The organism is Candidatus Paceibacterota bacterium, from assembly GCA_035652395.1.
In the GTDB taxonomy this organism is placed as follows: domain Bacteria; phylum Patescibacteriota; class Minisyncoccia; order Phycocordibacterales; family CAJBRS01; genus JADGRH01.
The window spans coordinates 421,307-434,229 of the sequence record DASRDX010000009.1 but is presented as its reverse complement, the minus strand read 5'-3'; the positions used below and the strand labels follow the sequence as shown (position 1 = coordinate 434,229).

The following is a 12,923-nucleotide window of genomic DNA, read 5'->3' as shown; positions in this document are numbered from 1 at the left end:
ATTTAAGTTAAAACCTTTTCAAGCTCATTCTTATTTTCCGAAATCCATTTAAAAAGGTCAGTCACCGTCTTTTTTGCCGTTCTCTTCGGTTCCCATCCCGAAAGAGTTTTGAATTTACTATAGTCAGTAATATATATTTTAATATCGCCCGCCCGCCCATCTTTAACAGGTGATATGGAAACTTTCCGACCAGTTATCTCTTGGCAAATATTGGTCATTTCTCTTAAAGACAAACTATTTTTTAAGCCACCGCCTAGGTTAAAGATTTGGCCATTACTTTTTTCTAGATTTCTGATTTGCCAGTCTATGGCCTCTGATAGATCTTCTACATGAAGAATGTCCCGCGTCTGTTTGCCGGTTCCGCCATAACCAATATATGAAAGAGGTTTTCCGAAATAATGGGAGGCTACCCACAGCGCCACGACACCTTGGTCACTTTTACCGAACTGACCCGCTCCGCTGATTAGGCCGCAGCGGTTAATAACGGTTTTAATTCCGAAATTTGTGGCGTATTCTCTGATTAAAAATTCCGCCGCCAGTTTAGTGGCACCATAGAGGGTGCGGTTCTTTTCAGGTTGTAACGGAAAGTCTTCATTAATTCCATTCTTCGAGACGCCGGTAATCTTTTGATCAGGTTTTAAATTAAAACGAGTCTCCGTCTCTTCAACCTTAAGATCATCGATTGTTTCAATAGGGTAGACTCGGCTGGTGGATAAAAATATGAAATCGGCTTTTTGTTGTCGGGCCAATTCCAGAGAATTCATGGTTCCATTAAGATTGATGTCAACTATTTCTAAGACCTTCTCATCGCGACCAGCCATTACCGAGGGTTCTGCCGCACAATCAATTATTAAATTAATATTTTTCAGGGAAAGAATTGCTTCCCGATTTCTAACATCTTCTTCCAAAACCCTAACTCTTGCCGCTTCTAATTTTGGAATGTTTAATCTTGATCCGTTTCGGCTGAAATTATCCAGAGAAATGATCTCATTTTGAGGGTTAATTTTTTTTAGCGTCAGAGCAAGATGGGAACCGATAAATCCAGCACCGCCGGTGATTAAAATAGTTTTAGTTTGAGCCATCTTATGCTATATTTTAGCACATGGCTCTGAACAAAACTCTCCGATATATTGGCATTTCGTGTCTCTTTTTGCTGCCGCTTCTTGCCCTGATTGTTAGCACTTCGCTCTTTTTCCCGTACATTACCGGCAAAAATTTTATTTTCAGGCTTTTAGTGGAAATTGCTTTCGTCTGTTGGGCCATCTTAGCTTTTCGAGATACTAATTACCGACCACGTTGGCGAAGCCCGATTGTTATCGCCGTCAGCCTTTTCATGGTCATCATGTTTTTTGCCGATCTTTTTGGTGAAAATTTTTACAAAAGTTTCTGGAGTAACTTTGAGCGAATGGAAGGTTACATTACCTTTCTCCATCTTTGGGCTCTATTTTTCGTAGCCAGCTCGCTTTTAAACAGTCGGAAATTGTGGAATCGTCTTTTTCACCTCATCTTTGCAATTGGAATTGTTCTTGGTTTTGTCGGACTCTACCAGCATTTTCATAGTGGCATAGAACGAATAGATGCCACTCTTGGTAATTCCACCTACCTTGGCGCTCTGATGATTTTCAATATCTTCTTGCTGCTCATTTATATGATGCGTGCCGTGAGAAGCCGAAGTGCAAATTGGAAATGGATCAGTGGGGGATATGTTCTAGCTATTATCTTCGATTTCTACATTCTACTTTTAACTGGTACGCGAAGTGCCTTGTTGGGAGTAGGAGGTGGTTTTGTTTTAATTGCCATAGTTTTTGCTTTCTCTAAAAAGGAAGAAAAAGTTATTCGATATGCCGGCCGCTCTCTTTTGGGATTAATAGTTGTGGCTCTGGTTTTCATTGTAGCTTTTCAGAACACTCCTTTAATAAAGAATCACTCATCATTTTCTCGCTTAACCGAGCCGGTGGACGCTCTCTTAACCGGTCATATCAAAGAATATGCCGAATCGGGGGCTGGAGGAGGTGGACGTCTGCTTATTTGGGGAGCGGCTCTCAAAGGTTTTGAGGCACGGCCAATTCTTGGTTGGGGGCAGGAAAATTTCAACTATATTTTCAATTTTTATTACACACCGGCCATGTATGGGCAGGAGCAATGGTTTGACCGAGCCCACAATGTATTTCTAGATTGGCTGACGCAAGGCGGTATTCTTGGCCTGCTTTCATATTTAGCTATGTTCGGCATCCTAATTTATGCCTTGTGGAAGAAAAGAAATAGCGATTTTAATTTGGAAGAGAAAGCCATCTTAACGGGTCTCTTGATCGCCTATTTCATTCACAACTTCTTCGTCTTCGACAGCATAACGAGTTACATTCTCTTCTTCAGTATGATGGCTTACATTAATCGAGTGCAGTTTGAACACATTCATGCCGTTAGAAATCATCGGACTATTCATCCTGATGTCGCCAACTTTGCTCTGGCTCCAATTGTTGTCATTGTGGCGATCTGCGCTCTGTGGTTTGGAGTCTATCGCCCTTACGTTGCTTCCGCCGCTCTTATTCAAGCCTTGCTTGATGAACAGTCAGGTAATGTCGGCGCCATCTATTCAGATTTCCAGAGAGCTCTTATCCCACACACTTTTGGTTCAGCTGAAGCTCGCGAGCAAATACTTTTAGTTCTGCCAGCCGTTGCTTCGGATCAAAATTTAGATGTTGGTACAAAAACCAAAATCATTACTTTCGCCGAAAATCAAATGGATGATCAGCTGAAACGGACACCCAATGACGCTCGATACTTTCTTTTTTACGGCTATGCCCTAGATCACGTTGGAGATCAAGACTCGCTTAAGAAAGCTAATGGATATCTGGTGAAGGCTCTGTCCTTGTCTCCAGCCAAGCAGTCAATTATGTTTGAATTGGGTTTAAATTATTTGGCTCAAGGAGATAACAATGACTCTTTAAATATTTTAAAGAAAGCCTATGACTCGGCTCCTTCATATGATGAGGCGCATACCACTTACGCCATGACTCTTATCTATACCGGGCATTTCGCCGAAGCTAAAAACCTTCTTCAGGGCGCTGACATGACAGTTTTAAATGATGACCGATTATTGAAAGCCTACTTCATAGCCAAACAATATCAGAGCGCAATCGATATTTATCACGCTCGACAGGCAGCAAGTTCCAGTGATCCGCAGAATTATTTAGGAGCAGCCGGTTTCTACATGGTAATGGGCCAGTCCAATGCCGCTATTTTAGAGATTCAAAAGTTGGAGAAAGTTCATCCGGAATATCTTAGCCAGCTTGATGGCTATATTAGCCAGATTAGGGCAGGGAAGAATCCGTTGCCTATTAAGTAGAGAGAGCCGCCGTAGGCGGCTTTCTTGACTAGAAAACAAAAGGACCGCCTTGCGGCGGCCCTTTTGCGATGTTTACTTTGTGGTGAGCTAACCATTAATAATCAGCTCTCACATTGCCTATAGTATAGCATACTTCGCCTTAAAATGCAACATCGTCAACCCTCTCTATAAAGCTGCCCAAAAACTGACTAGTTTTTGGGCACCGGTCTCGGTATAATACGGGGGAATTGTACCTATCTACGGTTAGCGGCTGCACTCACATAAGATGTTTACTTTGGAGCTAGCACCCGCTAACCATAAATGGGCAGAATAGGGAAGAAAAGAGCGACGCCGCAGGCGCCGCTCTTTCTAAATAAAATAGCTGGTGCTCTCATCGCACCAGCTCCTAGTTTTTTCTTTTTGCCTCAGTCTGTCTTTCGGTTTTGAGACGGGCCGCCCATAGATGTATGAAGATGAAGAGAAAGCAAATGCCGATACTGAGAGAGGCGAGGATAGTCAGAGCGGGTTGAGATTCTTCGTCGGGGTTTCTCATAAATGTAAATGATACTCCCATAAACGGTACTCGACGACTAACGCTAAGGCACCTCCTAGAAGTAAAAAGACAATGGCAAAAGCTAACGCTTTTTTAGCAGGACTAGTCATTCTGTATTTGATATTACAATCCCTCGTCATTAAGTCAATCGGAATAGATATCCACAATTGCCGATCCGGAGCTTTCCAGTAGAATGAATTAATGCGAGGAACCCATAAGTATATCTTTGTCATCGGAGGCGTCATGAGTGGCGTCGGCAAAGGTATCACTACCTCTTCTATCGGCACTATCCTTGCCGCCAAAGGTTTCAACGTCAACATCATCAAAGTCGATCCATATCTGAATGTTGATGCCGGCACCATGAACCCCACCGAACACGGTGAGGTTTTTGTTTTAAATAGCGGTCTGGAAACTGATCAGGACATGGGCAATTACGAACGCTTCATGAACCGGGATCTTTCCAACGCCGATTACATGACAAGCGGCATGATTTACAAACATGTGATTGATAAGGAGAGAGCTCTCGGTTTTGGCGGCCGATGCATTGACGCCGACACCATTCGAGATGAAATCATTCATCGGTACCAGAATGCGGCCCGTAGTAACAAATCCGATATCTCTATTATTGAAATTGGTGGCACAGTAGGCGACTATCAGAACATCATGTTTATTGAAGCTGCCCGCGTACTTAAAGTGAAGCATCCGGAAGACGTTCTTTTTATTATGGTTAGTTTCCTGCCGATCCCAAACAATATCGGCGAGATGAAAACTAAACCAACCCAGAATGCTATTCGCCAACTCAACTCCTATGGAGTACAGACGGATTTGATTATTGCCCGCAGCGAAGTGCCACTTGATAAGAAACGCAAGGAAAAACTGGCCATTTCCTGCAATATTCCGGCGGGGAATGTCATTTCCGCTCCCGATATTGAAAGTATTTATGATGTGCCTCTGAATTTCGAGAAAGATAAATTAGGAGATCATATTGCCAACCTGTTGAAACTTAAAAAGCGCGGAACTAATCTAAAAGATTGGGCAACTTTCGTCCGTCGCTCCAAAAATGGCAAAAAGACAGTTAATATTGCAGTTGTCGGGAAATACTTTGATACGGGGAACTTCGTTCTTTCTGATGCCTATGTCTCTGTTATTGAAGCCATCAAGTTCTCGGCCTACGAAGCGGGAGTAAAAGTGAAATTGACTTGGCTTAACTCCAAACATTTTGAAGCTAGTCCGGCTAAAGTAAAAGAATTGAAAAATTATGACGGCGTTTTGGTTCCGGGCGGTTTCGGAGAAACTGGAATAGATGGAAAACTAAAGGTGATTCAATTTGCCCGCGAGAATAAGATTCCGTATCTCGGTCTCTGTTACGGAATGCAGTTAATGGTAGTGGAATTTGCCAGAAATGTTTTGAAATTAAAAGACGCTCATACTACCGAGATCAAACCAAAAACTAAAAATCCGGTTATCGACATAATGGAGCACCAGAAAAAACATATGGAAGAGGGAAGATACGGTGCCTCAATGCGACTGGGTGCTTGGCCGTGCAAATTAAAGAAGGGGACTGTGGCGGCTTTGGCTTACGGCGAAGCTCGAGTCTCCGAACGGCACCGTCATCGTTACGAAGTAAACAATAATTATATTGAGCCACTGGAAAAAGCCGGTCTGATTTTCTCTGGCACCTCACCTGACGGTAAATTGATGGAGATCGCCGAATTACCAAAAGAAGCTCATCCGTTTTTTCTCGGCACTCAATTTCATCCCGAATTTTTAGCCAGACCATTGCGACCGCATCCTCTTTTTACCGCTTTTATTAAAGCGGCCGGCACCAAGAAAAAATAGAAGAAAGATTGACAAATCTTTTATTTCCTGCTAACATGAGAGCATAACTAATCTCCTTGGTTTATTGAGGCCGTTTTAGACGACTGACTTAACTTTCGAGAACATATCTTCATTAATTAGTAATGAAGATAAGTTATCGGAGACGCAGTCGAGTCTTCAGTATTGAAGTCTAAAAATCTTATGACAGGAACAATTAAAACTCTGACGGATAGAGGATATGGATTCATTGCTCGCGAAGGCGAGGAAAAGGATCTGTTTTTTCACTCCAAGGAACTAAAAGGTGTTACATTTGAAGAGTTGAAAACCGGCGATGCCGTCACTTTTGACGTCACAAATGGTGACAAAGGCCCATCCGCTACAAACGTAGCCCGAGCCTAACCTTAAAGAAAAAACCGTCCAGAGGACGGTTTTTTCTTTTTAGATTAATAATTTATTTTAATTACATGGCTAAAAGAGCATCAGTTGATATTCGCAATAAGACCGGCCGATCAAAAAAGACTAAGAAGCGTTTAGAGATTAAGAACGTCAAACGCCGAATCACCCATAATCTGGGGAGGAAGAGCCACTAAATGAATTGATTTTCATTTAAAAAAACGATATCTTGGAAGCAGCCGCCTTTGGCGGCTGCTTCTTTCATACATTGCGGGTTCGTCTAATGTAGGAATGCCTCACTGAAGCATGGCATTGGGGTGAGCTTGGGGTGGGGCCCAAGCGCAAGGCCGGAGTTCGCCTTAACGGCTTTGGGCGAGTGAGGCGGGGTCGCGAAAATTTTCAGCAGAAAATTATTTGTGACCGAGTGCCTGACAAATCAGTTACAATTATTATATTGCGGGTTCGTCTAATGGTAGGACACATGCCTCTGGAGCATGGTATTGGGGTTCGAGTCCCTGACCCGCAGCAAGTAAAATTTTGAATATATTTTCATATTCAAAATTTTACTCGGTGTTGTGTCAGCGAACTCTCGAACAATACCAGCAGGGGAGAGTAATTCTATGGCTAAAGAGCCTCCACACTCCAATATTCCGACAATGTGAAATCTTTTCCCTGACCCGCAGCAAAAAATAAAATCGCTATCACTCGGGGATGATAGCGAGATGAGATTTCTCGATTGCGGCATCAACGGTTTTATCCAAAGAGACATGAATGTGGAAATGAGTTTTCAGCGCCTCATTAAAGTTTGTCTGGATCACACTGTAACCGGGGAATCCAGTGGCAGCTCCAACCACAACATTCAAGTTTGGGTTATTCATCAAACGACCTCGCCATTCACCCAATTCCCCGTAGGTGTCGCGAGCATACGGTTGATTATCCTTTCTCGGATTCGTTAAGCTTTGGCAAGGACAAAAGAAAAGGATACATCCCCCCACAGAAGCACGAGCCAAGTAATGTCTTTCCCAAAGAGTCTGCCGGGGAAAATAGTTTTCATTTCCGGCCATTTTATATCGGTAGAGAGGGTGGTCCTCCGCGTATCGACAAGGATTGACTATGGTCACGTCCGGACCAATTTTTTGCTCCAGTAGTTCACAGCAATCCTTCTGCCAATCATCTCCTCCCTTAATGGGACCAGCGAGAAAGAATATGCCGCCATTAATTTCTGAGTCTGGCACTAAGGTTTTTGGTAAGATTAATTTCAAGATCTAACTCCTTCTAATTCGACATTACCATACAGATAAGAAAGTTCAACCTCCTACCAGACGGCCGCTCGTATATAATTAATAGGTGAATCTAAAGGAGACCTATAATAAAATCGCCACAGATTGGTTCCAAGATCATCACCTTGATGATTGGTGGATTGACGGTACTAATCATTTTATCTCATTGCTAAAGTCTGGTGACGTAGTCCTAGATGCTGGATGCGGAGCCGGAGTTAAGTCAAAGTATTTAATCGATCGAGGAATGAAAGTCATCGGAGTAGATTTTTCAGAGAAACTTTTAGAAATTGCAGAACAACAAGCTCCACTCGCCACTTTTCATATTATGGATATGAAAGATGTTGGGACTCTGAAGACTCATTTTGATGGAGTCTTTGCCCAAGCCTCTCTCCTGCATATACCAAAAAAAGAAATTGTGGACGTTATAGAAAGACTCGTTTCAGTTTTGAAAGTAAACGGATATATTTATATTGCTGTAAAAGGGATGCGTCCTAATGGAAGAGAAGAAGAAATTGTGACAGAGAATGACTACGGATATGATTACGCGAGATTTTTTAGTTATTATCGAATGGATGAGCTTGAGAATTACTTTAGAATTTGTAAATTAAATGTTATGTATCGAAATATCAAAACCGTTGGCAGAACAGACTGGCTTCAGATTATTGGACAAAAGAACACGAGGAAGTAGTAAGGGAATTATAGAAAATTCCAACCTCCTACCAGACGGGCAGCTAGTGAAATTAAATAAAATGACCGATTAATATTTAATTATCGGTCGTCGAAGGCCCTAAATTTTTCTTTAGCTTTTTGGTTGAGATATTCAACCATATCAGCGACTTTAACGGGATTCTTTTCCTTCTGGCTTAAAGCTGTTGCAAGAGCACTTCGGCCGTCAAGCCAACCGATAGTAATTAGCTCAAACTCTCGGTTTTCTCGTCGATACCTCCATTGCCAAATTAATGGCATTACAGCAAAGAAGATTCGGTTTCTCCAACGATTAATCCAGCAAGGAACGGTTCTCTGGTAGAGATTTCTTTTATCAAGATATTTGCCAGGGGCTAGACATCTTGTACACCACGTCTGCCAAACATGTCTCCGGCAATCCCAGTCTTCAGGGCAATTCCAACAGCATATTTCCCAAACTGGTCTTTTGTTTGGATCAATCCAAATGTGAAGCAGCCTGCCTTTAACTCTATGGCCCAGAAGCCAACAAATTGCATTCATCTTCCCTCAGGTTAATTTAAAGAAAAGATTGAGTCAACCTAAGATAGGTTCTAACATCGCCTCAAACAGCTAGCTCAAAAAATAAAATAACCTACTCACACTTTCGTGTTTTCGGTCAATCTCTCAGTGTATTAGCGGTTTGGTTTTCTTCACTCTCTCCAGTAGATCCTCGTTGGAGTATCGGAGGCGATTAATTTGGTGCCACTTGGTTGAGAACTTTAAGTTCCACGGACAGATTGATCGCATCCAACTTAGATAGGAAGAGGTAGGAGCTCCGATTCTAAATGGATTGATTCTGGTGTAGTGAATGACCTGACAGTTGTGGATCCTGTCACTTGGCTTTTTCGATTGATCCAACTTTCGAAAACGCTCTTGAGACATACGCTCCAGTCGTACTCGAAACGCCCACATCACTTCACCGTGACAAACGATGATAACGTTCTGACCGTTACATTCTCGATGGAGGGTATTAAGCACTCGATCAACCCGCAGGCAAAGCTCCGCTAGCGATTCGCCATTGGGAGGAGTCCAGTAAAACGGATCAATCTCTCTTTCCATCATCGCTTCCTGGAACTTTTCTTCTCGTTCTTTCACCGAAACCCTGTCGAGTGATCCCCAGTTTCTTTCACGAAGATAGAATTCCGTGAACCACTTGGCCTCAGGTATATCCAGCAAGGCGGCTGTTTCCATCGCCCTCAGATACTCCGATGTATAGAATCGGTGGAATTGAGGTCTGATATGAGTGACGTTTTCTCTGATCCACTCACCGGTAAGTTGGGCTTGTTTAACTCCTAAAGCAGAGAGTCTCCACAAGGAGCTGTGACGATTTTTGAAGTCGCCTTCGTATGCGCTGTGATCGCCCTTTTTGGAGCGGGCCACGGCAATGTTTCCTTCGGATTCACCATGTCGGACTAAGACAAGGTTGTTTGGCATCCCCATATTATTATGTTCTTTCTTTTGTTGATTTCTATTTCGAACTTATCATATTTTCAAAAATAGTTCCAACACTGCTCTAAAAGCAACTCTTAAATGAAATTGACACTCTTGTCTTAAGGTGTTAATTTCGAATTAGAACAACAAAAGAAAGAACAATTTAATGGACAAAGATAAAGTAATGCGCCGGCCAGCGCTTCTGGTGCTGGTTCGCCACGCAGAATCACTTCGGAACGAAGCAAAGAAGGGCTCAACATATTTTGCCGATGACGATGCCCGAAGTAAGGTGGTCGGAATTCCAGATCACAAGATCGATCTGACGGAGGCAGGCTGGGAGCATGCTCTGCGATTAGGATCAAAAATTCGTGAAAGATTCGGAGTTTTCGACTACGCTTACACTTCAGGTTACCTTCGTACGAATCGCACGCGAGAGGGGATTCTTCAAGCGTACACTAACGAGGAACGTGAAAAGATCGAATTGCGTCAGCGAATGCAGATTCGGGAACGCGATCCGGGATATACCTATGACATGACTGAGGAAGAGGTGGAAACGAATTTCCCATATCTGCGAAAATACTGGGAGACATTCGGAGGTTTTATGGCCGCTCCGCCCGGTGGTGAGAGTTTGGCTCAAATGTGTAGTCGAGTCGAACTCTTTCTGGACATGATTTTTCGGACAAAACCCAGACAGAAGGTTTTGGTGGTGACTCACGGAGGAACCATCCGATGCTTCCGAGCTCTTCTTGAGCATTGGGAATATGATCAAGCGGAGAAGTGGCCTCCGGGGCAATCGCCCAAGAACTGTGGTGTTACAACCTACCAGTTCGATCCATTCACGAATCGCCTCGAGTTACGAGAGTACAACGAAGTGTTGGCCTAAAAAGTATTCTCTCGGTTAAGTCAGACTCAGTCATCATGCGCAAGCAGAAGACGAGTCTTTTTATTTAAAATTAGTTAATATTATTTCTATAAATGGATTCTTATGACGTATGTAGCTCTCCTTCGCGGCATCAATGTCGGTGGTAATCGGAAAGTGGAGATGAAGAAACTGGCGGAAACGTTCAGAGCGTTGGGTTTTTCAAATGTTAAAACTTTTATTAATTCCGGCAATATTATTTTTCAAGCCATGTCAAAAAATGAGAAAAATCTGACCAGAAAGATTGAGAAAACTATAGAGAAAGATTTTAAAATGCCTATCAGAGTGCTATTGAAGAACCTCGGAGAGATTAAAAAAATAGTCAAAACCATTCCGAAAATCTGGATTAATGATGAGAAGGTGAAATGCGACGTAATGTTTCTGTGGCGGGGAATTGATAAGAAGAGTCTGGTGAAGGAGCTGCCCTTCAATTCGAAAATCGAAGATATTAAATACGTAAAGGGTGCCCTAATCTGGAGGATAGATCGGAAAAATTTTAACAAGAGTCGGATTGTAAAAAGGATGGTTGGCAGCGAGCTTTATCGGCAGATGACCATTCGCAACCCGAATTCCGTTCGAAAAATATATGCATTGATGTCCGAGACGGCTAGGGTGTAAGATTAAACTAATTAAAGAGTCGAATATAATATGACAAAAAGGCTTCTTATCTGGTTGATTATCATTATTGTGCTTTTAGCCACTCTTTTGTATTTGATGAATAGGGGTGCTACTACCTTTAGCGGCTTGGGAGGCGAAGCTACTTCTACCGACTATTCCGCCACCTCTTCTCCAAATCCATTTGTGCCCACTTCAACTTCCAGCGCTTCTTCAACCACTTCCATCGGCGCAGTTAGTCCGGACACATTTACGGTCGGACTAAATCAGAGCGTAACTAGAAGTGGAATTACTGCCACGGTTGTAGAGGTAGTAGAAGATAGCCGCTGTCCGGTAGATGTTAATTGTATTTGGGCAGGAACTGTCAAGGTTAATATCAAGCTCCAGCAAAGACAGCTATTTACTACCCAAACAGCAGAACTTAATAAACCGATTAATATGTATGGGTGGACGGGAGAGCTTATCAATGTGGCGCCGATAAAAAAGGCGAGTGCCCCGATCAGTCCAAACGACTATCGATTTACTTTTAGGATTTCTAAGAGTTAGGAGGAGGTGGCCGCGAAGCGGCCACCTCAAATTAAAAAGTGCTATAATTTCCTGATGGCTACCGAAGAATTTAAAATTAACGGCGAGGAACTTCTGGCGAAAGTGAAGGAATTGGTTCGTCAGGGTAATATTCGTCGCATCAGTATTAAAAATGAGAAAGGAGAAAGTATTTTGGAAATTCCTTTAACTGTGGGAGCTATTGGTGTCATTATTGCCCCGGTTTTGGCTGCCGTTGGAGCAGCGGCAGCCATGCTTACTAAATGCTCAATTGTCGTCGAGAAAAAATAATCACTCATTAATCATTATCTTATGAAAAATTCCCAAAAAGGTTTTATTATTCCTCTTCTTATAATCATTGTAGCCGCTCTAGCAATTGGCGGTGGCTTCTATCTACATTCGCATCGTGCAGATGTTGCTTCTAATATAAATACTTCACTTACGGCCACTTCTTCAACAGATCAATCTCAATCAGCCAATCAGACTTCTGGACAGACTTCCGGAACAGTGAATATCCATACGGTCATACGAGGAAGTACCGGCCCAGATTACACACCTAATCTTCAGAATTCTAGCACTTTCAAATGTGATGCCGGCAAAACTTTCACCGCTTATTTTAATCAGCCGAACGTCAGAATTGTCTTTAGTGATAAAAGTGAAATGACCTTAAACCAGAGTACTTCGAGCCCCCACCTCTTTGAATCTGCCAAAAACTCCTTCTATGTGGAAGGGGACGAAGCTTCTTTAAATGTAGGGGGAAATCTCTACCAGAACTGTATCGTCGTTCACTAATGACCACTTTTAGTGAGAGGGTAGTGAAAATCGCTCTTTCAATTCCGGCCGGCCGAGTCAGTACATACGGGCGCATTGCCCGCGCCGCCGGAGGCGGCAGACAATCAGCTCGTTCAGTAACAGCTATTTTAGGCAAGGCATATGAGCGGGGAGCCAAAATCCCTTTCCATCGCATTGTTTATTCTGATGGACGGATTTGGGTAAGCGCTCGTCATCGGAAGAGGCGACTGGCACTTTATAAAAAAGAAGGAATTAAGATAAATAAAAAAGATCGGATTGAAAATTTTCGAGATGTTTTACTAGATTTCTAACACAACCAGAAATTAAAAATAATTCTCAAATTTTATTTTTACTGAAAAGTTTCAAAAACATTTCTGTAATTTGTTCAAAAACTCTCCTGTTCCCAAAATGTAGTTATCCACACTTAAATTGCTTAAGCCATTGTAATTGAGTGTCAGTGTTAGATAATTATATTAAGTTTTCGGAAAAATTTTTGTTCCTGTTTTAAGGGATTAGGCAGGGGTCGAAAAA

Annotated in this window: 14 protein-coding genes and 1 tRNA gene; 12 read left to right on the top strand and 3 right to left on the bottom strand. The window is 42.5% G+C overall.

Annotation, left to right across the window (positions count from 1 at the left end; translation table 11 throughout):
• Nucleotides 1–2 precede the first annotated feature (2 nt).
• Nucleotides 3–1,082 (bottom strand): NAD-dependent epimerase/dehydratase family protein, encoded by a 1,080-nt coding sequence (locus VFA52_02545; GenBank protein ID HZS43077.1) that lies wholly within the window; start codon nucleotides 1,080–1,082, stop codon nucleotides 3–5.
• A gap of 20 nt (nucleotides 1,083–1,102) precedes the next feature.
• Between VFA52_02545 and VFA52_02540 the strand changes: the two genes are divergently transcribed.
• From VFA52_02540 to VFA52_02520, 5 genes are all read left to right on the top strand, one after another.
• Nucleotides 1,103–3,346, top strand: coding sequence for an O-antigen ligase family protein (locus tag VFA52_02540; GenBank protein ID HZS43076.1), 2,244 nt, complete (start codon nucleotides 1,103–1,105; stop codon nucleotides 3,344–3,346).
• Nucleotides 3,347–4,079: 733 nt separating this feature from the next.
• The gene (locus VFA52_02535; protein ID HZS43075.1) at nucleotides 4,080–5,717 is read left to right on the top strand and encodes a CTP synthase; all 1,638 of its coding nucleotides are present in this window, start codon (nucleotides 4,080–4,082) and stop codon (nucleotides 5,715–5,717) included.
• A gap of 180 nt (nucleotides 5,718–5,897) precedes the next feature.
• Nucleotides 5,898–6,095, top strand: a complete 198-nt coding sequence (locus VFA52_02530; GenBank protein HZS43074.1) for a cold shock domain-containing protein — start codon at nucleotides 5,898–5,900, stop codon at nucleotides 6,093–6,095.
• Between the two features lie 65 nt (nucleotides 6,096–6,160).
• Nucleotides 6,161–6,286: a hypothetical protein gene (locus tag VFA52_02525; protein ID HZS43073.1), complete on the top strand. Its 126-nt coding sequence runs from the start codon at nucleotides 6,161–6,163 to the stop codon at nucleotides 6,284–6,286.
• 258 nt (nucleotides 6,287–6,544) lie between these two features.
• Nucleotides 6,545–6,615 (top strand) — tRNA-Gln (locus VFA52_02520).
• Nucleotides 6,616–6,790: 175 nt separating this feature from the next.
• On the opposite strand, the gene VFA52_02515 is transcribed toward VFA52_02520, so the two are convergent.
• Nucleotides 6,791–7,351 carry a hypothetical protein gene (locus VFA52_02515; protein HZS43072.1) on the bottom strand — a complete coding sequence of 187 codons (561 nt, stop codon included), beginning with the start codon at nucleotides 7,349–7,351 and terminating at the stop codon, nucleotides 6,791–6,793.
• An 85-nt stretch (nucleotides 7,352–7,436) separates the two neighbouring features.
• Between VFA52_02515 and VFA52_02510 the strand changes: the two genes are divergently transcribed.
• The gene (locus tag VFA52_02510; protein ID HZS43071.1) at nucleotides 7,437–8,057 is read left to right on the top strand and encodes a class I SAM-dependent methyltransferase; all 621 of its coding nucleotides are present in this window, start codon (nucleotides 7,437–7,439) and stop codon (nucleotides 8,055–8,057) included.
• Between the two features lie 659 nt (nucleotides 8,058–8,716).
• On the opposite strand, the gene VFA52_02505 is transcribed toward VFA52_02510, so the two are convergent.
• Nucleotides 8,717–9,526 (bottom strand): phosphoglycerate mutase family protein, encoded by an 810-nt coding sequence (locus VFA52_02505; GenBank protein HZS43070.1) that lies wholly within the window; start codon nucleotides 9,524–9,526, stop codon nucleotides 8,717–8,719.
• Between the two features lie 163 nt (nucleotides 9,527–9,689).
• On the opposite strand from VFA52_02505, the gene VFA52_02500 reads away from it, so the two are divergent.
• The 6 genes from VFA52_02500 (at nucleotide 9,690) to VFA52_02475 (ending at nucleotide 12,703) form a co-directional block, all read left to right on the top strand.
• Nucleotides 9,690–10,406 carry a histidine phosphatase family protein gene (locus tag VFA52_02500; GenBank protein ID HZS43069.1) on the top strand — a complete coding sequence of 239 codons (717 nt, stop codon included), beginning with the start codon at nucleotides 9,690–9,692 and terminating at the stop codon, nucleotides 10,404–10,406.
• A gap of 102 nt (nucleotides 10,407–10,508) precedes the next feature.
• Nucleotides 10,509–11,060, top strand: coding sequence for a DUF1697 domain-containing protein (locus VFA52_02495; protein ID HZS43068.1), 552 nt, complete (start codon nucleotides 10,509–10,511; stop codon nucleotides 11,058–11,060).
• A 30-nt stretch (nucleotides 11,061–11,090) separates the two neighbouring features.
• Entirely contained in the window at nucleotides 11,091–11,603 is a 513-nt protein-coding gene (locus VFA52_02490; protein ID HZS43067.1) for a hypothetical protein, read from the top strand.
• Nucleotides 11,604–11,657: 54 nt separating this feature from the next.
• Nucleotides 11,658–11,891 carry a DUF4342 domain-containing protein gene (locus VFA52_02485; GenBank protein ID HZS43066.1) on the top strand — a complete coding sequence of 78 codons (234 nt, stop codon included), beginning with the start codon at nucleotides 11,658–11,660 and terminating at the stop codon, nucleotides 11,889–11,891.
• A 21-nt stretch (nucleotides 11,892–11,912) separates the two neighbouring features.
• Nucleotides 11,913–12,392 carry a hypothetical protein gene (locus tag VFA52_02480; protein HZS43065.1) on the top strand — a complete coding sequence of 160 codons (480 nt, stop codon included), beginning with the start codon at nucleotides 11,913–11,915 and terminating at the stop codon, nucleotides 12,390–12,392.
• Complete coding sequence (locus VFA52_02475) at nucleotides 12,392–12,703, top strand: MGMT family protein (protein ID HZS43064.1); 312 nt, start codon at nucleotides 12,392–12,394, stop codon at nucleotides 12,701–12,703. The genes VFA52_02480 and VFA52_02475 overlap by 1 nt, the downstream gene beginning before the upstream one ends.
• Nucleotides 12,704–12,923: the final 220 nt, after the last annotated feature.